This window comes from Streptomyces sp. NBC_01439 (genome assembly GCF_036227605.1).
Lineage (GTDB): Bacteria > Actinomycetota > Actinomycetes > Streptomycetales > Streptomycetaceae > Streptomyces.
In genome coordinates, this window is record NZ_CP109487.1 from 6,336,869 (window position 1) to 6,357,377 (window position 20,509).

A 20,509-nucleotide genomic window follows, 5' to 3' on the forward strand; every position below is an offset into this window, starting at 1 on the left:
CCAGCGCACCATGTCGATCGACGTCAACAACGAGTCCGGAACCGAGGTCGACGAGCAGGCGATCCTCGACATCGCCCGCTACGCGCTCACCCGGATGCGGATCCACCCGCTCTCCGAGCTCTCCGTCATCGTCATCGACGAGGACGCCATGGAGCAGCTCCACATCCAGTGGATGGATCTGCCCGGTCCGACCGACGTCATGTCCTTCCCGATGGACGAGCTCCGTCCGCCGACCAAGGACGACGAGGAACCCCCGCAGGGGCTCCTCGGTGACATCGTGCTCTGCCCCGAGGTCGCCAAGCGGCAGGGCGAGGAAGCCCCGACGCAGCACTCCATGGACGAGGAGCTCCAGCTCCTGACCGTCCACGGAGTGCTGCACCTGCTCGGCTACGACCACGAGGAGCCGGACGAGAAGGCCGAGATGTTCGGCCTCCAGGCAGCGATCGTCGACGGCTGGCGCGGCGAGCGCGGCATCACCGGTCCGTCCCCGGCTCCGACCGTCTCGTGAACGCCCCCCAGCTGATCACCGGGGCGGTGCTGCTGGTGGTGGTGGCCTGGTTCGCGGCCTGCGCCGAGTCCGGCATCGCCCGCATCTCCAGCTTCCGGGCCGAGCAGGCCGTACGGGAGGGCCGGCGCGGGAGCGAGAAGCTCGCCCAGGTCGCCGGCGACCCCACCCGCTACCTCAACGTGGCCCTGCTCGTCCGGGTCACGTGCGAGATGGCGGCCGGGGTGCTCGTCACCTACGTCTGCCTCGACGAGTTCGGCGAGAACTGGACCGCGCTGCTCGTGGCCATCGCCGTCATGGTGCTCGTCTCCTTCGTCGCCGTGGGCGTTTCCCCGCGCACGATCGGCCGCCAGCACCCGCTGAACACGGCGACCGCGGCCGCGTACGTCCTCGTGCCGCTGGCCCGGATCATGGGGCCGATCCCGCAGCTGCTGATCCTCATCGGCAACGCGCTCACGCCCGGGAAGGGCTTCCGCAAGGGGCCCTTCGCCTCCGAGGCCGAGCTGCGCGCGATGGTGGACCTCGCGGAGAAGGAATCGCTGATCGAGGACGACGAGCGCCGCATGGTGCACCAGGTCTTCGAGCTCGGCGACACGCTGGTGCGCGAGGTGATGGTGCCGCGCACCGACCTCGTCTGCATCGAGCGGTACAAGACGGTCCGTCAGGCGACCACGCTCGCGCTGCGGTCCGGTTTCTCCCGCATCCCGGTGACCGGGGAGAACGAGGACGACATAGTCGGGATCGTCTACCTGAAGGACCTCGTCCGCAAGACGCACATCAGCCGGGAGGCCGAGGCCGACCTGGTATCGACCGCGATGCGGGCGGCCGTCTTCGTACCGGACACCAAGAACGCGGGCGATCTGCTGCGCGAGATGCAGCAGGTGCGCAACCACGTGGCCGTCGTCATCGACGAGTACGGCGGCACGGCCGGCATCGTCACCATCGAGGACATCCTCGAAGAGATCGTCGGAGAGATCACCGACGAGTACGACCGGGAGCTCCCGCCGGTCGAGGACCTCGGCGAGGACCGCTACCGGGTCACCGCGCGCCTGGACATCACCGACCTCGGTGAGCTGTTCAAGGTCGAGGCCTTCGACGACGAGGACGTGGAGACGGTCGGCGGACTGCTGGCGAAGGCGCTCGGGCGGGTGCCGATCGCGGGCGCCTCCTCGGTGGTGGAACTGCCCGACGGGCGTCCGCTGCGGCTGACCGCCGAATCCCCGGCGGGCCGGCGGAACAAGATCGTGACGGTCCTGGTCGAACCGGTGGCCGCGGCGGAGTCCGCGGGGGAGGAGGGGGAATGACCCCGGAGCAACTGCGCGCGTTCTGCCTGGGCTTCAACGCGGCGGTGGAGGAGTTCCCCTTCACCCCGGAGACCTCGGTGTTCAAGGTGCTGGGCAAGGTGTTCGCGCTGTCGGCGCTGGACGCGGCGCCGCTCAAGGTCAACCTCAAGTGCGATCCGGAGCTGGCGGTGCGGCTGCGCGAGGAGCACGAGGCGATCGTGCCGGGCTACCACATGAACAAGCGGCACTGGAACACGGTGACCGTGGGCGGGCCGGGCGGCCTGCCGGAGCGGCTGGTGCGGGAGTTGGTGGAGGACTCGTACGACCTGGTGGTCGCGGGTCTGCCGAGGGCGGAGCGGCTGCGGCTGGACCGGCCGTAGCGCTGGCCCCCGCCCCGGCGGCGGGGTGGTCGTGCGGGGGCGCGGGGCGCCTCCCTATGCTTTCGCCCATGACCGACAGCACCGGGATCGACCCCGAGGACAGCAAGATCATCACGCTGGCGCGCAGCGCCCGGGCCCGCAACGCGGTGCCCGAGGGGGCGGCGGTGCGGGACGAGACGGGCCGCACGTACGTCGCCGGGACGGTGGAGCTCGACTCCCTCAAGCTGAGCGCACTGCAGACCGCGGTCGCGATGGCGGTGGCGAGCGGTGCGCGGTCCCTGGAGGCCGCGGCCGTCGTCAGCACGGCCGACACTCCGGCCGAGGCCGACCGCGCGGCCGTCCGCGACCTCGGCGGCCCGGACACCCCGGTCCTGCTGGCGGCCCCGGACGGCACCCTGAAGTCCACCACCCCGGCCGGCCCCTAGCCTCCCGGCGGGGCGGCCGACGAACCCTCCGCACCCCTGCCGGCCCATCCCGGCCGCCGGGCCGTTCGCCCCTGGCCGGGCATCTCCAGCCCCGCCGGCGTTTGAGCAGGGTGGGCACCTCCCAGCGGTAGCTGGGGGAGGGTCCGGGCGGAGCCCGGTGCCCGGCGGGGCCGGGTTTCCTGGGGCTCCGCCCAGACCCCGCGCCTCAAACGCCGGCGGGGCTGGATTCGGCGGGGGCCGTCGGGGGCCTGCGGCGGAGGGTCATCGACATCAGGGCGGCCATCGCGCACAGCGCGCCCGAGGCGTACCAGACGGTGTCGTACGAGCCGGTGAGGTCGCGGGTCAGGCCGCCCAGGAAGGCCACCGCGGCCGCGCCGATCTGGTGCGAGGCCAGGACCCAGCCGAAGACGATCGCGCCGTCGTCCCCGTAGTGCTCGCGGCACAGGGCGATCGTGGGCGGAACGGTCGCGACCCAGTCCAGGCCGTAGAAGACGATGAAGAACAGCAGCGGCGGCCGCACCGACGGTGCCAGCAGCATCGGCAGGAAGAGCAGCGAGATCCCGCGCAGGGCGTAGTAGACGGCCAGCAGCCGCCGCGAGTCGAAGCGGTCCGTGAACCAACCCGAGGCCACCGTGCCGATCACGTCGAACACGCCGACCACCGCCAGCAGCCCCGCCGCAGCCGTCACCGGCATGCCGTGGTCGTGGGCGGCGGGCACGAAGTGGGTCTTGACCAGGCCGTTGGTCGAGGCCCCGCAGATCGCGAAGGTGCCCGCCAGTAGCCAGAACGGGCCGGTGCGGGCCGCGTCGAAGAGCACCCGCAGCGCGCGCCGGGCAGCTCCCGGGACCGGTGCCGGCTTCTGCACGTACGTGCCGCCGTACGGCGCGAGTCCCACGTCCGCCGGGTGGTCGCGCATCAGCAGCCACGCGAAGGGGGCGACGGCCAGGGCTGCCAGGGAGACCGTCACCGTCGCCGGGCGCCAGCCGTGCTGGTCGACCAGCCAGGCCAGCAGCGGCAGGAAGACCAGCTGGCCGGAGGCCCCGGCCGCGGTCAGGATGCCGGTGACCAGGCCGCGCCGGGCGGTGAACCAGCGGCCCGTCACCGTCGCCGCGAAGGCCAGGGCCATGGAGCCGCTGCCCAACCCCACGAGGACGCCCCAGAACAGCACGAGCTGCCAGGGCTCGGTCATCCACACCGTGGCCAGCGAGCCCGAGGCGATGACGAGCAGGGCCAGGGCCACGACCCGCCGGATGCCGAAACGGTCCATCAGGGCCGCGGCGAAGGGGGCGGTGAGCCCGTACAGCGCGAGGTTGACGGAGACGGCGAGGCCGATGGTCCCGCGCGACCAGTCGAACTCGGCGTGCAGCGGCTCGATGAGCAGTCCGGGCAGGGAGGCGAAGCCGGCCGCGCCGATGATCGTCACGAAGGCGACGGCGGCGACGAACCAGGCGCGGTGGACGCGGGCGGGCCGCTGCGGGGAGCGGCGGTCCGCGGGGGCGGGGGCGGAGGCGGGGGCGGGGGCTGTCTGGGGCACGTCGACAGCATTCGGCCATCTGGGGATCGCCTGAAAGTGGCTTGACTGTCATGCTTCGCTACGATCGGGCCATGGAGCCGGAGAAGTCGGAGAAGTCGGAGAAGATGGCGCACCGGGTGGTCGTCCTCGCCCTCACCGGGCTGCTGCCCTTCGAGCTCGGCATCCCGCACAGGATCTTCGGGCGCGCCAAGAGTTCGGCCGGGCAGCCGCTGTACGAGATCCTCACCTGCGGGCTCGCCCCGGGGCCGGTGCGCACGGACGCAGACTTCGCGATCCACGTCGAGCACGGCCCGGAACTGCTGGCCACCGCCGACACGGTGGTGGTGCCGGCCTCGTACGAGCTGGGCCCGGTGCACGAGGAGGGCCGGCTGACCGACGAGCTCGCGGCGGCGCTGGCGCACATCCGGCCCGGCACCCGGCTCGTCTCCATCTGCACGGGCGGGTACGTGCTGGCCGCGGCCGGGTTCCTCGACGGGCGTCCCGCCACCACCCACTGGGCCTGCGCCGAGCACTTCCAGCGGCTCTTCCCGGCCGTCCGGGTCGACCCGGACGTGCTCTACACCGACGACGGGGACGTGCTGACCTCGGCCGGAGTCGCCGCCGGTGTCGACCTGTGCCTGCACATCGTGCGCCGCGACCACGGCGCGGCCGTCGCCAACGAGGTGGCCCGGCGGACCGTCGTGCCGCCCCACCGGGAGGGCGGGCAGGCGCAGTTCATCGCGCGCCCGATGCCGGAGCCGCAGCTCGCCACCACCACGGCGGCCCGGGCCTGGGTGCTGGACCGGCTGCACGAACCGCTCCGACTGACGGACCTGGCCCGCCAGGAGGCCATGTCGGTACGGACCTTCACGCGCCGGTTCCGCGAGGAGTCGGGCGTCAGCCCCGGCCAGTGGATCGTCGGCCGGCGGGTGGAACGGGCCCGGCAGCTGCTGGAGCAGACGGAGCTGCCGATGGAGCACGTGGCGCGGGACAGCGGCTTCGGTACGGCCCAGTCGCTGCGCAAGCACGTGCAGGCGGCGCTGGGGGTGAGCCCGACGGCCTACCGCCGCACCTTCCGCGCGGCCGGTGGGACGGGCAACCTGCCATCTCCTGATGGGCCATCAGTTATTGCCGGGCCCGCGCATTGACTTCTCCCGCCCCCCGCTCGTGAATGGCCCCCTGCGCCGGGCTCGGGCGCGCGGGACCTTAAGGGGCGGGCAGTGCGAATCGGGGCGCGGAAGCGGAGATGGCCGGCGGCCGTGGGCATGGCCGTGCTGGTGGCCACGACCGGGGGCGCGCTCGGCGCACCCGCCGCGGCCGAGGGGGAGACGCCTCCGGGCCAGGTGGACTTCCCGACCCACTGCCCGGCGCCCCAGGAGGCCGGGCTCCCGTCCGCGGACGGGCCGACCACCGCGCGGATCACCGTCGACGATCCGGCCCCGCAGGTCGGTGACACCGTCACCGTGACCTACCAGGTGGTCCGGACCCCCGCCGTCAACCCGGTCGGCGGCGAGCTCCCCGCCGACGTGTTGACCCCGACCGGCCGGATCCTGCTGGCGGGCGCCCAGAGCGGCGAGGTCACCGTGGTCGGGGCCAAGCGGAACGACCCCGTTCCGGCGGGCGCGGCCCTCCCCGCCGTCACGATGACCGGCACGTTCACCGTCACCGCGCCCGGCGAGACCACGCTCGCCCCGGGCGGCTACACGCTGCACACCAGCCACTTGCTTGACCTCGACACCACCTGCACCGCTGATGCAGCGTCCGCCGCCCCCGTCTCCGCCCGCCTGGCCGCGACCGGACTGCCGACGGCCAACCTGCGCAGCGTCTTCCTCGGCGCGGCCCGGGGCGGGCCGGGCGCCAAGGTCAAGGTCACCGCCGCCGGCTTTCCGCCGGGCGCGGCCGTTACGGTGGCCGGCCGGGCAGGCGCCGCCGAGACCGCCGACCGGGTGAGCGCCACCGCCGACGAGCTGGGTACGGCCCTGGTCGAGCTGCCTGTCACGGACAAGGCCACCACGGCGGTGATCGCCTACGAGGGCGCTGCCTGGTCGGCGCGCCAGGGCTCGGGCCCGGCCGCGTACACGGTCATCGACGCGGCTCCGGCGCCGCCCTCCGCCACCACGCAGAAGGTCATGGCCACCGTCGAGCCGGGAGTCCTGGGCATGACCCAGGCCGGCGAGGACATCACCCTGGGCGCCGTCCCGTACGGCGACGGTGGCGCCGCCCCCGGCCGGATCGGGACGGTGACCGTCACCGACGCCCGCGGCGGCCCGGCCGGCTGGACCCTGATCGGCAAGGTCACCGACTTCACCGGACCCGGCGGGATCCGCATCCCGGGCGCCTCCCTGTCCTGGACCCCGAGGTGCGCGGCGGCCGGGGGGAGCCGCAGCGTCTGTACGCCGGGCAGCGCGGGCGTGGTCGGGTCCGACGGGGCGGTGCTCGCCTCCACCCCCGACGCACCGCTGGTCGGCGGCACCTTCACGATCGATGCCACGGTCACCCTCACGGTGCCGCCGTACACCCCGCCGGGTGCGTACACGGCGGTCCTGACGCTGACCCTGTCGTGACGCGGCGCCTCACCCTTCCCCAGCTACCGCTGGGAGGCGCCCCCTGGCGGGGCTTCAAGATCGGGGCTCCGCCGCGGACCCCGCGCCTCAAACGCCGACGAGGCTGGATTTTCCGGAGCCCGGTTTCGGGAAGGGGCGGGGCGGGGGACGGGCTCCGCGCAGCGGCAGCCCTGCTCGTCGCCGCCGGGCTCGTCCTCCTGCTCGCCGCGCCGGCCGAGTCCGCGGACGACGGGCAGTGGTCCGTGTCGCCCGTCGCGAACACCGTCGGGCAGCGGCCCTCCTTCTACCTCGCCGCCGCGCCCGGCCAGTCCGTCGAGGACGCCGTTACCCTCACCAACCGCACCGACCGGCCCCGCACCTTCCGGCTGTACGCCGCCGATGCCTATAACACCGCCCGCGACGGCGGCTTCGCCCTGCGCGGCCCCGACGAGCCGCGGCTGGCCACCGCCGCGTGGGCGAGGCTCGATCGGGAGCGGGTCACCGTAGCGGCCCGCTCGTCGGTCGCCGTCCGCTTCACCCTCACCGTCCCCGACCGGGCGGAACCGGGGGACCACCCCGGCGCCGTCGTGGCCCTGGAGGAACGGCCGGCCGCCGAGGCCGACACCGGCCGGGGGATCGGCGTGCAGCAGGCCGTCGCCGCCCGGCTGTACCTGCGGGTGACCGGCCCCACCGCCCCCGACCTCACCGTCCTGGGGGTCACCGTGAACCGGCGCGGCTCCGCCGCGGACGTCGCGTACACGCTCCGCAACACCGGCAACGTCACCCTCCGCCCCCGGGCCGCCCTCACCGCCACCGGAGCCCTCGGCCGCCCGCTCCTCGCCCGCGCGCTCGGCGGGCTGCCCGCCGAACTGCTGCCGGGTCAGGAAGTACGGCTCAGCGCCCGTTGGGAGGGCGCGCCGAGAGCGGAATGGGCCGAGGTCACGGTGCGCGCCCGGGCCGACGGAACCACAGCTCAGGGCCGTGCGGACCTGGTCCGGCGGCCCTCGCCGATGGCCGTGCCGGCCCTTGCCGCAGTGATCTGGTCGGCGCTGGGAGCCGCATCGGGGAGAATGGCCCGTATGAGCGATCGTTCCCCCGAGTCCACCGCCCCGCACCGTGCGGGGTTCGCCTGCTTCGTCGGCCGCCCCAACGCGGGGAAGTCGACCCTCACCAACGCACTCGTGGGCACCAAGGTCGCGATCACCTCCAACCGGCCGCAGACCACCCGCCACACCGTTCGCGGCATCGTGCACCGCCCCGACGCGCAGCTCGTCCTCGTGGACACGCCCGGCCTGCACAAGCCGCGCACCCTGCTCGGCGAGCGCCTCAACGACGTCGTACGGACCACCTGGGCCGAGGTCGACGTCATCGGTTTCTGCCTGCCGGCCGACCAGAAGCTCGGCCCCGGCGACAAGTTCATCGCCAAGGAGCTGGCGGGGATCAAGAAGACCCCCAAGATCGCCATCATCACCAAGACCGACCTGGTCGAGTCCAAGCAGCTGGCCGAGCAGCTCCTCGCCGTGCACCAGCTCGGCGCCGAGCTCGGCTTCGAGTGGGCCGAGATCGTTCCCGTCTCGGCCGTCGGCGACACCCAGGTCCAGCTGCTGGCCGACCTGATCGCGCCGCTGCTGCCGGAGAGCCCGCCGCTGTACCCGGAGGGCGACCTCACCGACGAGCCCGAGATGGTCATGGTCGCGGAGCTGATCCGCGAGGCCGCACTGGAGGGCGTACGGGACGAGCTCCCGCACTCCATCGCCGTGGTCGTCGAAGAGATGATCCCGCGCGAGAACCGTCCGGCGGACCGGCCGCTGCTCGACATCCACGCCAACGTCTACATCGAGCGGCCGAGCCAGAAGGGCATCATCATCGGCCCGAAGGGCTCCCGCCTGAAGGAGGTCGGGATGAAGTCGCGCAAGCACATCGAGGCGCTGCTCGGCACCCCGGTCTTCCTCGACCTGCACGTGAAGGTCGCCAAGGACTGGCAGCGGGACCCCAAGCAGCTGCGCAAGCTCGGTTTCTGAGGCGCGGACCGCGCACCCGGCGACGACGAACGGACGCGACCCCCGCACCGGGGCCGCGTCCGTTCGCCGTTCAGCCCGTCGTTCCGTCCTACCGTCGTTCCGTCACGCTATGCGGGCCGGCGCACCCGGACCACGTTGTCCGTACGGGTCCCGGGCGTTCCGTCGGGCTGGTTCTGGATCCGCTCGGTCTCCTCGGCCCGCAGCACCTCCCAGCCCGCCGTGACCGGCTCCAGCTGCGCGAGGACCTCCTCGGGCGTGGGGAAGTGCGCCTCCTCCCGCTCCTCCTGCCACGGCGCCCAGCCCGCGTGGCCGACCACCAGCAGGGTGCCGCCGGGGGCCACGGCCGCGGCGGCCGTGCGCAGGACCGCGTCACGGGGGAAGTCCCCGTAGTTGTGCAGGAAGCACGCGGAGACGAGGTCGAACTCCCCCTGCGGGAAGGACTCCGTCAGGTCGTGCCGTGCGAAGGAGACGCGGTCGCTGACCCCGGCCTCCGCCGCGTGCTCGGTCGCCCGGCCGAGGGCGACCCCGGAGATGTCGGTCCCGGTGACCGTCCATCCGCGGCGGGCCAGCCAGACGGCGTCGGCGCCCTCCCCGCACCCCAGGTCCAGGGCCCGGCCCGGGGCGAGGGCGGACACCTCGTGCACCAGCATGGCGTTGGCCTCGCCGCTCCAGATGCGGTGGCCCTCCCCGTACCGGCCGTCCCAGAACTCCTCGCCCGCCACCGCTCCGGGCTCGGGGTGGTGGTGGGCGTGCGTGTGGGTGTGCGCGTGCTCGGTCATGGCTTCCTCTTCCCGTCCGGGTGCCGGTACGGCAGATGCTCCGCCCGTCCGGCGAAGTGCGGCAAACTTTGTTGCCGACCCGGCAAAAGAGGAATCTGGCGACCGCGCGGGCGCATTACGCCGGCGGCTCGGCGATCAGGGCCGTGGCCACCCGGCGGAAGCCGATGCGGGCGTAGACGCGGGCCACGTCCTCGTCGCCCGCCGACAGGAAGACCGTACGGGCCCCGCGCTCCCGGGCCCGTGCGACCAGGGCGGCCGTGACCCCGAGGGCCAGGCCCTGGCGGCGGGCCGACGGGAGGGTGCCGACGCCCACCACCTCCACGACGTCCCCGACCGGGTTGTACTGGCCCGCGCAGAGCACCACCCCGTCCCGTACGGCCGCGGCCAGGACCGTGCTGCCTGCGGCCAGCTTCTCGGCCACGCGGGCCCGGCCCGCCTCGGCCGCCGGGTCCGTCAGCGCCGCCGCCAGTTCCGCTGGGCCCGCCTCGCCGACCGCCGTTCCCGGGGCCGCGAAGGCCAGGGCCGGGACCGTCACGGCGGCGGTGAGCAGCGGGTCGTCGGCGTCGAGCAGACGGACTTCGGGGTGCGGGGGAAGGGCCTCGGCCGCCGGGTCCAGGACCATCAGCGGGTGGGCGTGGACGTGGAGCCCCGCCGCCTCCACCGCGGCCCGGAGCGAGGGGCTGGTTTCGGCCACCCACTCGAAGGCCTCGGGGACCTTCAGCTCCCGCTGGCGCTGCCAGACCCGCTCCACGTCGGCCCGGGTTGCCCCGGGGCCGCCGAGCGCGGGCCGCGCGTAGTACGGCCAGCCCGCGCCCTCCTGGACGAACAGGGTCAGGGGGCCGAAGTCCTCGGCGCGGGCCCCGCCCACCCGCGGCACCGTGTCGTAGTACCGCTCGAGCTCGGACAACGTCGGGTCGATCATGTGGTCGGTCATCCGGTCATCCAAACAAAGGGGCGCCGCGCGGGCACCTCCTTTCCGGACCGCTCAGGCGCCCTCCTTCAGCACGCGCGAGATCAGCGCCCGCTGGGCGTCGGAGAGGTTCGGCTCCGCGCAGGCCAGCGTCCGCCCGTCCACGGTGATCCGGTAGGAGAAGCCGTCCCGTACCCGGTCCGCAGGGTCGCCCGGCGGCCCGGGCCGCAGCGCGAGCTGGGCCAGGGCCTTCCACTCGTCCTCGTCCGGCCGGCCCGCGGTGTCCACCTCGGCCCGGCGCTCGATGCCCGCGAAGCCGCCCGTCCGTACCACCTGAATGCGCATGGGTGCCCTCTACCCCGCGAGCGGGACACCCACCGCGGACCACGCCTTCTGGAGCGCCTGGTGCTCGGCGCCGCCGGCCCCGTACCGGGTCACGGCCGCCGCGGTCGAGAGCCGGGCGAAGTCCGCGAAGTTCGCCCGGGGGGTGAGGTCGCCGCCGGTCAGGGTGTCGTACCAGATCCGTCCGGCCCGCTCCCAGGCCTTGCCGCCCAGCTCGGTCGCCACGATGTAGAAGGCGTGGTTGGGGATGCCGGAGTTGATGTGGACGCCGCCGTTGTCGCTGTGGGTGTTCACGTAGCCGTCCATCGTGGCCGGCTGCGGGTCCTTGCCCAGCTCGTCGTCGTCGTACGCGGTGCCCGGGGCCTTCATCGAGCGCAGTGCGACCCCGGTGACGTTGGGGCCGAGCAGCCCGGCCCCGATCAGCCAGTCGGCCTCCTCGGCCGTCTGCTCCAGCGAGTACTGCTTGATCAGCGAGCCGAAGACGTCCGACATCGACTCGTTCAGGGCGCCCGACTGGCCGCGGTAGACCAGGTTCGCCGTGTACTGGGTGACGCCGTGGGTCAGCTCGTGGCCGATGACGTCCACCGACACGGTGAAGTCGAGGAAGAGGTCCCCGTCCCCGTCGCCGAAGACCATCTGCTGGCCGTCCCAGAACGCGTTGTTGTACTCCTCGCCGTAGTGGACGGTCGCGTCCAGGGGGAGCCCGGAGTCGTCGATCGAGCGCCGGCCGAAACCCTTCAGGAAGAGTTCGTACGTCGCCCCGAGGCCCGCGTAGGCGCGGTTGACGGTGGCGTCCTTGCTCAGCGGGTCGCCCTCCCCGCGGACCTTCGCCCCGGGCAGCCGGGTGCGGTGCTGGGCGTCGTAGACGGTCCGGTCCGGATCGTCGGAGGTCGGCGCGGCGAGCACGGGGACGATCCCGCGGACGGCGGTGACCCGGCGCCGGGTGCGCAGCATGGAGTCGCGCTCCAGCGTGCGCTGGGCGAGGTCGGCGCGGCGGGAGTCCTCGGACAGGGCGGCCTTGTCGAGGAGGTGCGGCGGGACGACCGTGCAGAAGACGGGGTGGTGGCGGTGGGTGTGGGAGGCATCCATGCCCGGCAATGTGGCAGTGGGTCATGGTGGTGTCACTACCTGCGACCATGATTCATTCACTTGTCTGAAAGCGGTAACGCCGGGTTGACGGAACAACCGGACCCGGGCGGGATGAAGGAGGCTTGGCTCACATTTGGTGCAAATCGGACGCTCTGGTCTTGCATACTGAAACAGGTCCTCGCGTCACGGCGCGGCTCGGCTAGGCTCGGCCCATCATGCGTTTCGGGCTGCTTCTCCTTAGCTGCCGCGGCGAGGGTCTGTAGTCGTAGGCCGACCCCCTCCCCGCGGAGTTTGGTGTTGCGGTTTTCACTACCGCCGTCGGCCGTCCCAGCGAACTACACGCGGACACGCGAGGAGCCCAACGCCATGAGCCAGCAGCCTTTTGTCGGTCGCCCCACGCCCATCACCAACGCGACCCACACCCAGAAGTCCTCCGGGATGCCGATCCACAAGTACGGCTCGTACGAGCAGGTGGAGATCCCCGACCGCACCTGGCCGAACGCCCGCGTCACCAAGGCTCCCCGCTGGCTCTCCACCGACCTGCGCGACGGCAACCAGTCGCTGATCGACCCGATGACCCCCGCCCGCAAGCGCGAGATGTTCGACCTGCTGGTGCGCATGGGCTACAAGGAGATCGAGGTCGGCTTCCCCTCCTCCGGCGAGACCGACTTCGCCTTCGTGCGCTCCATCATCGAAGAGGGCGCGATCCCGGACGACGTCACCATCTCCGTACTGACCCAGGCCCGCGAGGACCTGATCGAGCGGACCGTGGAGTCCCTGGTCGGTGCGAAGCGCGCCACCGTACACCTGTACAACGCGACCGCCCCGACCTTCCGCCGGGTGGTCTTCCGCGGCTCCAAGGAGCAGATCAAGCAGATCGCCGTCGACGGCACCCGCCTGGTCATGGAGTACGCGGACAAGCTGCTGGGCCCGGAGACCACCTTCGGCTACCAGTACAGCCCGGAGATCTTCACCGACACCGAGCTGGACTTCGCCCTGGAGGTCTGCGAGGCCGTCTGTGACGTCTGGCAGCCGGCCGAGGGCCGCGAGATCATCCTGAACCTGCCCGCCACCGTGGAGCGCTCGACGCCGTCCACGCACGCGGACCGCTTCGAGTGGATGGCCCGCAACCTGACCCGCCGCGAGCACGTCTGCATCTCCGTGCACCCGCACAACGACCGCGGCACCGCCGTCGCCGCCGCCGAGCTCGCCCTGATGGCCGGCGCCGACCGCATCGAGGGCTGTCTGTTCGGGCAGGGCGAGCGCACCGGCAACGTCGACCTGATCACCCTGGGAATGAACCTGTTCTCCCAGGGCATCGACCCGCAGATCGACTTCTCGCAGATCGACGAGATCCGTCGCACCAGCGAGTACTGCAACCAGATGGAGGTCCACCCGCGCCACCCCTACGCGGGCGACCTGGTCTACACCGCCTTCTCCGGCTCCCACCAGGACGCCATCAAGAAGGGCTTCGACGCGATGGAGGCCGACGCGGCCGCCCAGGGCAAGACGGTCGACGACATCGAGTGGGCCGTTCCGTACCTGCCGATCGACCCGAAGGACGTCGGCCGCTCCTACGAGGCGGTCATCCGGGTCAACTCTCAGTCCGGCAAGGGCGGCATCGCGTACGTCCTGAAGAACGACCACAAGCTGGATCTGCCGCGCCGCATGCAGATCGAGTTCTCCCGGATCATCCAGGCCAAGACCGACGCCGAGGGCGGCGAGGTCACGCCGAAGGCGATCTGGGACGTCTTCTCCGACGAGTACCTGCCCAACTCCGACAACCCGTGGGGACGCATCCAGCTGCGGTCGGGTTCGACGGCCACCGACAAGGACGGCACGGACACGCTGACCGTCGAGGCGGTCGTGGACGGTGTGGAGACGGTCCTGGACGGCACCGGCAACGGTCCGATCTCGGCCTTCTTCGACGCGCTGGCCGGCATCGGCGTCGACGCCCGCCTGCTGGACTACACCGAGCACACCATGAGCGAGGGCGCCTCGGCCGTGGCCGCCTCGTACATCGAGTGCGCGATCGACGGCCGCGTCCTGTGGGGCATCGGCATCGACGCCAACACCACCCGCGCCTCCCTGAAGGCGGTCATCTCCGCCGTCAACCGCGCGGGCCGCTGACCCCCCGTACGCGACCCCGCTCCCTCCCCTCTGGAGGGGGCGGGGTTCCGCCGTCCCCGCGCCGGCCGGATGGCGCGCCGGCGCGGGGGCGCGGGCGGGCCCTCAGCGGGCCAGGTAGCCGCCGTCCACCGGCAGGACCACGCCCGTCACGAACGAGGCCGCGTCCGAGGCCAGGAAGGCGATGACGCGGGCCACCTCCTCGGGCTCCCCGAGCCGGCCCATGGGGTGCGCCCCCGCGATCTCCGACAGGTACTCCGGACCGCCCGGCTCGTCCTTCAGCGCGATCACCCGCTCCGTACGGATGGTTCCCGGTGCCACCGCGTTGACCCGGATCCCGTGTGCGGCCCACTCCACCGCGAGGTGCTTCGTCAGCCCGGAGGCCACGAACTTCGCGGGTCCGTACGCGGCCTGGCGGGCCTGCCCGGCCACTCCCGAGATCGAGGACACGCAGACCAGGGCCCCGCCGGGGCGCGGCTGCGCGGTCATCGCCTCGATGGCGTACTTGCAGGTCAAGAACATGCCGCGGCCGTCGACCGCCATGACGTGGTCCCAGTCCTCGGGGCTGGTCTCGCGGACGTCGGAGAGGGGGAGCACCCCGGCGTTCGCCACGGCCACGTCGAGGCGCCCGTACGCCCCGACGGCGGCCGCGACCATCGCGCGGTTGGCCTCCGGATCGGAGACGTCACCGGCGACCGCGGTGATCGCACACCCCTCGTCGGCCAGTTCCGTACGCAGGGCCTCGACCCCGGGGCCATTGATGTCGGCCGCGGTCACCCGGGCCCCGGAGCGGGCCAACAGCCGGGCGGTGGCCCGGCCGATCCCGCTCGCGGCGCCGGTGACCAGACAGGACTTCTCGTTCATGCGGCGAACCCTAGAGGGAGCGGGGAGGAGGCGGGGGGACGCCGGGGACGCAGACCGGCCAAGTCCGGGGCCCGGCACATGTTGTCTTGTCACACGACTGACGCATCCTCACCGATGTGGCTAACATCACGCCCACCCGGCGATGTTGCCGGAAGGTTACGGAGGTGCGACGTGCTGCCAGTTCGGGGTGGGGACGGCCGGAAGCTGACGGTCTGGGGCACCCGTACCACCTGGAGCACCGTGGGGGACGGGGAGTTCTTCTGCCCCGCCTGCGGTGGCGACCGCAATTACCGCAGGCGGACCGGGCGGCGCCGGTTCACCGTCCTCGGGGTGCCGCTGCTGCCCCGCGGGCAGGCCGGGCCCGTCATCGAGTGCCAGGGCTGCCGTGCGCGCTTCGCCACCGACGTCCTGGACCACCTCACCACGACCCGCTTCACGGCCCTCCTGCGCGACGCCGTGCACACCGTGGCGCTGGCCGTGCTCACCGCGGGCGGAACGGCCTCGCGCGGCGCGCTGGAGGCCGCCGTGGGCGCCGTACGGGCCGCGGGCTTCCAGGAGTGCACCGAGGAGCAGCTGGAGTCCCTCGTGGACGCGCTGTCCACGGACGAGGGCCGGCAGGGGCTGTACGACGTCCCGGAGTGTTGCGGGGCCGCGCTGTCGATAGAGCTCCACGAGGCCCTGGAACCGCTGGCCCCGCACCTGGCCGGCCCGGGTCGCGAATCGATCCTGCTCCAGGGGGCCCGCATCGCGCTCGCGGACGGCCCGTACACCCCGGCCGAGCGCGAGGTGCTCGCGACGGTCGGTTCGGCGCTGCGGATCGACACGGACGAGGTGACCCGACTGCTGTCGGCGGTGCGCGCTCCCTGAGGGGCGTTCCACGGATCTCACACGAGCGGCCCTGTGCGAATTCATCGCGCAGGGCCGCTCGTGTCCGACCCGTGGACTCCGGACGGGCCCGTTCCGCCCAAAACGGCCTTCCGTGGCGTAACGATCCGGCCTCGCAGGGCCCGTTTCGGGACGCGTGAACGCCGTGTGAAGGGTGCAGGCGCAAGCCCCGTGCCCGATGTGTCCACCAGTCGGACGGCCGGAACGGCGCCTTCGAGTTTGCCCGTCCGAAGGGCTGCAAACCTGGTATCCGCACGTCATGGGGCAGGTGCTTCACGGGTGCGCCGGGGGAAGATCCGGCCCCGCACCGTTGTGCGCATACCCCTGTCGAGAGCGCCGCACCACTGGAGAAACCTACAGATCGAGCAGGCCTGGACGTCAACAGTTTGTCGAAGTCGACGATATGTGTGAGGCCACCCACAGGCGTTCAATTCCGGTCACACGACAAGACGGCGCCGTTAACACAGCGCGGCTTCCATTCGCTCCACCGTGAATGCACTGACAACCCCGGCGTACCAACGGGTTAGCGACCCACTGCGCCCCAGGGACAACCAGATCTCCTCTCACTTACCTACCTTGAAGGGCAAGGCTGAGATGGCACGTGTCGCCGCCCGGCTTTCCACCGACGGAGAGCAGAGCACGCACCCGGTCGACGAGGTGCTCCCCCTCCCCAAGCTCGCGCTGTACGGCTTCCAGCACGTACTCGCCTTCTACGCCGGCGCGGTGATCGTTCCGATCATCGTCGGCAACGCGCTGAAGCTGAGCCCTGAACAGCTGGTCTACCTGATCAACGCGGACCTCTTCACCTGCGGCATCGCCTCGATCATCCAGGCCTGGGGCATCGGCCGGATCGGTGCGCGCCTGCCGCTGATCCAGGGCGTGACCTTCACCGCCGTCTCGCCGATGATCGCCATCGGTCTCGGCGCCGGCGGCGGCACCGCCGCCCTGCTGGTCATCTACGGCGCGGTGATCACCGCCGGTATCGCCACCTTCGCCTTCGCCTGGCTCCCGGCCAAGGCGTTCCGGACCGTGATGCGGCTGTTCCCGCCGGTCGTCACCGGCACGGTGATCACCGTGCTGGGCATCGTCCTGATCCCGGTCGGTCTCAACGACGCCGCCGGCGGCCTCGGCAGCCCCGACTTCGGAGACCCGAAGAACTTCGCCTACGCCGGCGGCACGATGCTCTTCATCCTCATCCTGATGAAGATCGGCAAGCCGTTCCTCTCCAGCATCTCGATCCTCCTCGGCCTGGTCGTCGGCACCACCGTCGCCTTCCTGCTCGGCGACGCGAAGTTCGGGGACGTGAGCAAGTCCGAGTGGATCGGCGTCACCACCCCCTTCCACTTCGGTGCCCCGAAGTTCGAGTGGTTCCCGATCGTCCTGATGCTCATCGTCATGCTGATCACCATGGTCGAGACGACCGGTGACACCTACGCCGTCGGCGACATCGTCGGCAAGGAGGTCGACAGCGAGACCGTGGCCCGCGCCCTGCACGCCGACGGCGCCGCGACCGCGCTCGGCGGTGTCCTCAACTCCTTCCCGTACGTGGCCTTCGCCGAGAACGTCGGCCTGGTGCGGATGACGAAGGTGAAGAGCCGGTTCGTGGTGGTCGCCGCGGGTGTCTTCATGATCGCCTTGGGTCTGCTGCCCAAGGCCGCCGCGATCGTCGCCGCCGTCCCGCACGGGGTCCTCGGCGGCGCCGCGACCGTCATGTTCGCCATGGTCGCCCTGGCCGGCATCCAGACCCTGGCCAAGGTGGACCTGAAGGAGGAGAAGAACGCGCTGATCGTCGGCGTCTCCCTCGCCTTCGCCCTGCTCCCCGCGACCGTCCCGGTCTTCTTCACCAAGCACATGGACCCGGACCTGTCCTCGCTCCTCAACAGCGGTGTGACGCTCGGTGCCACGGCCGCCATCGTCCTCAACCTGGTCTTCAACGGCCTGGGCAAGGACGGCGCCCACGACGCCCCCAAGGTCGAACTGCCCGCCCAGCCGACGGCGGGCGAGGAGTCCTCGGCAGCCGTACCGGCCCCGTCGGGCGAGGGCGAAGAAGCCCGGACGCCGGCCTCCTGACCCTCCCAAGGGGTGACCCCGGCCGGGCCCCGCGCCCGGCCGGGGTCGCTGCCGTTCGTTGTCGTTCGTTGCCGGGACGCACTGCCCGTGGTCGCCTCGCCGTACGGGACAATGGGCGCATGAGTCTGTTCCGCGACGACGGCATCGTGCTGCGCACCCAGAAGCTGGGTGAGGCGGACCGCATCATCACCCTGCTGACCCGCGGCCACGGCCGGGTGCGGGCCGTCGCCCGCGGGGTCCGGCGCACGAAGTCCAAGTTCGGCGCCGGGCTGGAACCTTTCTCCCACGCCGACGTGCAGTTCTTCGCCCGGGGCAGCGAACTGATCGGCCGCAGCCTCCCGCTCTGCACCCAGACCGAGATCATCGCCCCGTACGGCAACGGCATCGTCACCGACTACGCCCGCTACACCGCCGGCACCGCCATGCTGGAAACCGCCGAGCGGTTCACCGAGAACGAGGGCGAGCCCGCCGTCCAGCAGTACCTGCTGCTCGTCGGAGCCCTGCGCACCCTCTCGCGCGGCGAGCACGAGCCCCACCTCATCCTCGACGCCTTCCTGCTGCGCTCCCTCGCCGTCAACGGCTACGCGCCCAGCTTCGAGGACTGCGCGAAGTGCGGCATCCACGGACCCAACCGGCACTTCTCCGTCGCCGCGGGCGGGGTCATATGCGGGGACTGCCGGGTGCCCGGCAGCGTCGTACCCTCATCAGAGGCCATCGCCCTGCTCAGCGCCCTGCTGACGGGCGACTGGGGGCATGCCGACGCGTGCGAGGCGCGTCACGTGCGGGAGGGCAGCGGGCTGGTCTCCGCCTATTTGCACTGGCATCTGGAGCGCGGGCTACGCTCCCTGCGATACGTCGAGAAATAGGAGCTGGGCACATGGTACGACGCGGGATTCTGGGACGCTCTCGCCGGGAGTACAAGGTTCCCGAGCCGCACCCGTCCGGTGCGGTCCCGCCGAAGATCCCCGGTGAGCTGGTCCCGAACCACGTCGCCGTCGTCATGGACGGCAACGGCCGCTGGGCGAAGGAGCGCGGTCTGCCGCGCACCGAGGGGCACAAGGTCGGCGAGGGCGTCGTGCTCGATGTGCTCAAGGGCTGCCTGGAGATGGGCGTCAAGAACCTCTCCCTGTACGCTTTCTCGACGGAGAACTGGAAGCGCTCGCCCGACGAGGTCCGCTTCCTGATGAACTTCAACCGCGACGTCATCCGGCGCCGCCGCGACGAGATGAACGAGCTGGGCATCCGCATCCGTTGGGTCGGCCGCATGCCGAAGATGTGGAAGTCGGTCGTCCAGGAGCTCCAGGTCGCGCAGGAGCAGACCGTCGACAACGACGCCATGACCCTGTACTTCTGCGTCAACTACGGCGGCCGTGCGGAGATCGCGGACGCGGCGCAGGCCATCGCCCGCGATGTCGCGGCGGGCCGGCTGGACCCGTCGAAGGTGAACGAGAAGACCTTCGCGAAGTACATGTACTACCCGGACATGCCGGACGTGGACCTCTTCCTGCGCCCGAGCGGCGAGCAGCGGACCTCCAACTACCTGCTCTGGCAGAGCGCGTACGCCGAGATGGTCTTCCAGGACGTGCTGTGGCCGGACTTCGACCGCCGCAACCTCTGGGCGGCCTGCCTGGAGTACGCCCAGCGCGACCGCCGCTTCGGCGGCGCCGTGCCGAACCAGCCGGAGTCCACCGCCTGACGGGGGTGCGGGACGGCCGGATTCCGCCCGGCCGGTAGAGTCCGCTGTCATGAACACGGATGAGGATCATGCACAGCGGACCGAGCAGGCCGCCTTCGTCTACCAGCTCACGCTCGCTGACCTCCAAGGGGTCGTCCGGGTGCGTGCCTGGCGGACGGGAGCGGGGCGCGCGGAGATGCTCCTGCCCCCGCTGATGACCACTGCCCTCGTGGTGGCGTTCGGCCTGTTCCGCGGGTTCCTGCCGGTCGTCACCGTGGTCAGCGCGGTGGTGGGACTCGGTGCCGGACTCCTCGGAGTCGTTCGGGGCCGACGCGGCATGGCGCGCCGGCTTCACGCGGTGTGGGTTCAGTACGGGCAGTGCCGCACGCTGGTCGACGACCGGGGCGCCGCGACCACGGGCGAGACCATGTCGTACACGGCCGACTGGAAGCTCTTCACGGACTACGCCGAGACGCCGGACCTCTTCGTCCTGGTCGGGGGCCCGCGAGCGAGCTGCCTCGCGGTGGTGCCGAAGCGGGGGGCCGAGGAGCCCGCCGACATCGACCGCCTCCGCGCGATCCTGGACCGGAACCTGAAGCGGGTCTAGCCGGCGGCGGCGCAGTCGGCGCAGGTGCCGAAGATCTCCACCGTGTGGGCGACGTTCACGTAGCCGTGCTCGGCCGCGATGGACTCCGCCCACTTCTCCACGGCCGGGCCCTCCACCTCGACGGCCTTGCCGCACTTGCGGCAGACCAGGTGATGGTGGTGATCGCCGGTGGAGCAGCGGCGGTAGACGGACTCGCCGTCGCTGGTCCGCAGGACGTCGACCTCGCCGGCGTCCGCGAGGGACTGGAGGGTGCGGTAGACGGTGGTCAGGCCCACGGAGTCGCCACGGTGCTTGAGCATGTCGTGGAGCTCCTGGGCGCTGCGGAACTCGTCCACCTCGTCCAGCGCCGCCGCGACCGCGGCCCGCTGCCGGGTGGATCGTCCTCGTACTGGCGCGGTATTCATCTCGCCAGGCGCAGTCGCCACCGGTTCCTCCTCGTATAGGCCTGCGGCCATTGTGCCAGCCCTTCAGGGGGCGTCCGGCGAATCGGA

At 71.9% G+C, this 20,509-nt stretch carries 20 protein-coding genes and 1 pseudogene; 14 read left to right on the top strand and 7 right to left on the bottom strand.

What is annotated here, in order from left to right:
• The first annotated feature begins 10 nt into the window (after window positions 1-10).
• From ybeY to OG207_RS28625, 4 genes are all read left to right on the top strand, one after another.
• A complete protein-coding gene (gene ybeY, locus OG207_RS28610; RefSeq protein ID WP_266596591.1) occupies window positions 11-508 on the top strand; it encodes an rRNA maturation RNase YbeY in 498 nt (165 codons plus the stop codon).
• Window positions 505-1,809 (top strand): hemolysin family protein, encoded by a 1,305-nt coding sequence (locus tag OG207_RS28615; RefSeq protein WP_329102166.1) that lies wholly within the window; start codon window positions 505-507, stop codon window positions 1,807-1,809. Before ybeY ends, OG207_RS28615 begins: the two co-directional genes overlap by 4 nt.
• Window positions 1,806-2,168 (top strand): MmcQ/YjbR family DNA-binding protein, encoded by a 363-nt coding sequence (locus tag OG207_RS28620; RefSeq protein WP_329102168.1) that lies wholly within the window; start codon window positions 1,806-1,808, stop codon window positions 2,166-2,168. Before OG207_RS28615 ends, OG207_RS28620 begins: the two co-directional genes overlap by 4 nt.
• Window positions 2,169-2,236: 68 nt before the next feature.
• On the top strand, window positions 2,237-2,593 hold the full coding sequence (locus OG207_RS28625) for a cytidine deaminase (protein WP_329102170.1): 357 nt from the start codon (window positions 2,237-2,239) through the stop codon (window positions 2,591-2,593).
• A gap of 205 nt (window positions 2,594-2,798) precedes the next feature.
• Here the strand turns inward: OG207_RS28625 and OG207_RS28630 are convergent, their stop codons facing one another.
• Complete coding sequence (locus OG207_RS28630; RefSeq protein ID WP_329102172.1) at window positions 2,799-4,127, bottom strand: MFS transporter; 1,329 nt, start codon at window positions 4,125-4,127, stop codon at window positions 2,799-2,801.
• 71 nt (window positions 4,128-4,198) lie between these two features.
• Here OG207_RS28630 and OG207_RS28635 point away from each other — a divergent pair, with 71 nt between their 5' ends.
• The 4 genes and pseudogenes from OG207_RS28635 (at window position 4,199) to era (ending at window position 8,670) form a co-directional block, all read left to right on the top strand.
• Window positions 4,199-5,254: a GlxA family transcriptional regulator gene (locus tag OG207_RS28635; protein WP_329102173.1), complete on the top strand. Its 1,056-nt coding sequence runs from the start codon at window positions 4,199-4,201 to the stop codon at window positions 5,252-5,254.
• A 117-nt stretch (window positions 5,255-5,371) separates the two neighbouring features.
• On the top strand, window positions 5,372-6,670 hold the full coding sequence (locus tag OG207_RS28640) for a beta-xylosidase (RefSeq protein ID WP_329107953.1): 1,299 nt from the start codon (window positions 5,372-5,374) through the stop codon (window positions 6,668-6,670).
• 242 nt (window positions 6,671-6,912) lie between these two features.
• Window positions 6,913-7,224: pseudogene (locus OG207_RS28645) on the top strand (WxL protein peptidoglycan domain-containing protein); the annotation flags it as partial.
• A 495-nt stretch (window positions 7,225-7,719) separates the two neighbouring features.
• Window positions 7,720-8,670: a GTPase Era gene (gene era / locus OG207_RS28650; RefSeq protein WP_030384631.1), complete on the top strand. Its 951-nt coding sequence runs from the start codon at window positions 7,720-7,722 to the stop codon at window positions 8,668-8,670.
• A gap of 107 nt (window positions 8,671-8,777) precedes the next feature.
• Here era and OG207_RS28655 read toward each other — a convergent pair whose 3' ends face one another.
• The 4 genes from OG207_RS28655 to OG207_RS28670 all read right to left on the bottom strand — a co-directional run bounded on the left by OG207_RS28655 (window position 8,778) and on the right by OG207_RS28670 (window position 11,790).
• The gene (locus OG207_RS28655; protein WP_329102176.1) at window positions 8,778-9,449 is read right to left on the bottom strand and encodes an SAM-dependent methyltransferase; all 672 of its coding nucleotides are present in this window, start codon (window positions 9,447-9,449) and stop codon (window positions 8,778-8,780) included.
• A 115-nt stretch (window positions 9,450-9,564) separates the two neighbouring features.
• Window positions 9,565-10,383 carry a GNAT family N-acetyltransferase gene (locus OG207_RS28660; RefSeq protein ID WP_329102177.1) on the bottom strand — a complete coding sequence of 273 codons (819 nt, stop codon included), beginning with the start codon at window positions 10,381-10,383 and terminating at the stop codon, window positions 9,565-9,567.
• A gap of 51 nt (window positions 10,384-10,434) precedes the next feature.
• Window positions 10,435-10,704 (bottom strand): protealysin inhibitor emfourin, encoded by a 270-nt coding sequence (locus OG207_RS28665; RefSeq protein WP_329102180.1) that lies wholly within the window; start codon window positions 10,702-10,704, stop codon window positions 10,435-10,437.
• 9 nt (window positions 10,705-10,713) lie between these two features.
• Window positions 10,714-11,790: a M4 family metallopeptidase gene (locus OG207_RS28670; RefSeq protein ID WP_329102182.1), complete on the bottom strand. Its 1,077-nt coding sequence runs from the start codon at window positions 11,788-11,790 to the stop codon at window positions 10,714-10,716.
• Between the two features lie 366 nt (window positions 11,791-12,156).
• Here OG207_RS28670 and leuA point away from each other — a divergent pair, with 366 nt between their 5' ends.
• A complete protein-coding gene (gene leuA, locus OG207_RS28675; RefSeq protein WP_329102183.1) occupies window positions 12,157-13,920 on the top strand; it encodes a 2-isopropylmalate synthase in 1,764 nt (587 codons plus the stop codon).
• A 102-nt stretch (window positions 13,921-14,022) separates the two neighbouring features.
• Here leuA and OG207_RS28680 read toward each other — a convergent pair whose 3' ends face one another.
• Window positions 14,023-14,781 carry an SDR family NAD(P)-dependent oxidoreductase gene (locus tag OG207_RS28680; protein ID WP_329102185.1) on the bottom strand — a complete coding sequence of 253 codons (759 nt, stop codon included), beginning with the start codon at window positions 14,779-14,781 and terminating at the stop codon, window positions 14,023-14,025.
• 171 nt (window positions 14,782-14,952) lie between these two features.
• Here OG207_RS28680 and OG207_RS28685 point away from each other — a divergent pair, with 171 nt between their 5' ends.
• The 5 genes from OG207_RS28685 (at window position 14,953) to OG207_RS28705 (ending at window position 20,018) form a co-directional block, all read left to right on the top strand.
• Window positions 14,953-15,648, top strand: a complete 696-nt coding sequence (locus OG207_RS28685) for a TerB family tellurite resistance protein (protein ID WP_329102187.1) — start codon at window positions 14,953-14,955, stop codon at window positions 15,646-15,648.
• 612 nt (window positions 15,649-16,260) lie between these two features.
• Window positions 16,261-17,736: a nucleobase:cation symporter-2 family protein gene (locus tag OG207_RS28690; RefSeq protein ID WP_329102188.1), complete on the top strand. Its 1,476-nt coding sequence runs from the start codon at window positions 16,261-16,263 to the stop codon at window positions 17,734-17,736.
• Between the two features lie 119 nt (window positions 17,737-17,855).
• A complete protein-coding gene (gene recO / locus OG207_RS28695) occupies window positions 17,856-18,602 on the top strand; it encodes a DNA repair protein RecO (RefSeq protein WP_030009060.1) in 747 nt (248 codons plus the stop codon).
• An 11-nt stretch (window positions 18,603-18,613) separates the two neighbouring features.
• On the top strand, window positions 18,614-19,432 hold the full coding sequence (locus OG207_RS28700) for an isoprenyl transferase (RefSeq protein WP_189736837.1): 819 nt from the start codon (window positions 18,614-18,616) through the stop codon (window positions 19,430-19,432).
• A gap of 49 nt (window positions 19,433-19,481) precedes the next feature.
• A complete protein-coding gene (locus OG207_RS28705; protein ID WP_329102191.1) occupies window positions 19,482-20,018 on the top strand; it encodes a YcxB family protein in 537 nt (178 codons plus the stop codon).
• Here the strand turns inward: OG207_RS28705 and OG207_RS28710 are convergent.
• Window positions 20,015-20,443 carry a Fur family transcriptional regulator gene (locus tag OG207_RS28710; protein ID WP_078626133.1) on the bottom strand — a complete coding sequence of 143 codons (429 nt, stop codon included), beginning with the start codon at window positions 20,441-20,443 and terminating at the stop codon, window positions 20,015-20,017. The two genes, OG207_RS28705 and OG207_RS28710, sit on opposite strands and share 4 nt — an antisense overlap.
• Between the last annotated feature and the right edge of the window lie 66 nt (window positions 20,444-20,509).

Coding starts and splice junctions, on each gene's coding strand:
- OG207_RS28680 (WP_329102185.1), bottom strand. CDS start 14,781: ATGAACGAGAAGTCCTGTCTGGTCACCGGCGCCGCGAGCGGGATCGGC.
- recO (WP_030009060.1), top strand. CDS start 17,856: ATGAGTCTGTTCCGCGACGACGGCATCGTGCTGCGCACCCAGAAGCTG.
- OG207_RS28625 (WP_329102170.1), top strand. CDS start 2,237: ATGACCGACAGCACCGGGATCGACCCCGAGGACAGCAAGATCATCACG.
- era (WP_030384631.1), top strand. CDS start 7,720: ATGGCCCGTATGAGCGATCGTTCCCCCGAGTCCACCGCCCCGCACCGT.
- OG207_RS28635 (WP_329102173.1), top strand. CDS start 4,199: ATGGAGCCGGAGAAGTCGGAGAAGTCGGAGAAGATGGCGCACCGGGTG.
- OG207_RS28660 (WP_329102177.1), bottom strand. CDS start 10,383: ATGACCGACCACATGATCGACCCGACGTTGTCCGAGCTCGAGCGGTAC.
- OG207_RS28640 (WP_329107953.1), top strand. CDS start 5,372: ATGGCCGTGCTGGTGGCCACGACCGGGGGCGCGCTCGGCGCACCCGCC.
- OG207_RS28655 (WP_329102176.1), bottom strand. CDS start 9,449: ATGACCGAGCACGCGCACACCCACACGCACGCCCACCACCACCCCGAG.
- OG207_RS28670 (WP_329102182.1), bottom strand. CDS start 11,790: ATGGATGCCTCCCACACCCACCGCCACCACCCCGTCTTCTGCACGGTC.
- OG207_RS28700 (WP_189736837.1), top strand. CDS start 18,614: ATGGTACGACGCGGGATTCTGGGACGCTCTCGCCGGGAGTACAAGGTT.
- OG207_RS28690 (WP_329102188.1), top strand. CDS start 16,261: ATGGCACGTGTCGCCGCCCGGCTTTCCACCGACGGAGAGCAGAGCACG.
- OG207_RS28705 (WP_329102191.1), top strand. CDS start 19,482: ATGAACACGGATGAGGATCATGCACAGCGGACCGAGCAGGCCGCCTTC.
- ybeY (WP_266596591.1), top strand. CDS start 11: ATGTCGATCGACGTCAACAACGAGTCCGGAACCGAGGTCGACGAGCAG.
- leuA (WP_329102183.1), top strand. CDS start 12,157: ATGAGCCAGCAGCCTTTTGTCGGTCGCCCCACGCCCATCACCAACGCG.
- OG207_RS28665 (WP_329102180.1), bottom strand. CDS start 10,704: ATGCGCATTCAGGTGGTACGGACGGGCGGCTTCGCGGGCATCGAGCGC.
- OG207_RS28620 (WP_329102168.1), top strand. CDS start 1,806: ATGACCCCGGAGCAACTGCGCGCGTTCTGCCTGGGCTTCAACGCGGCG.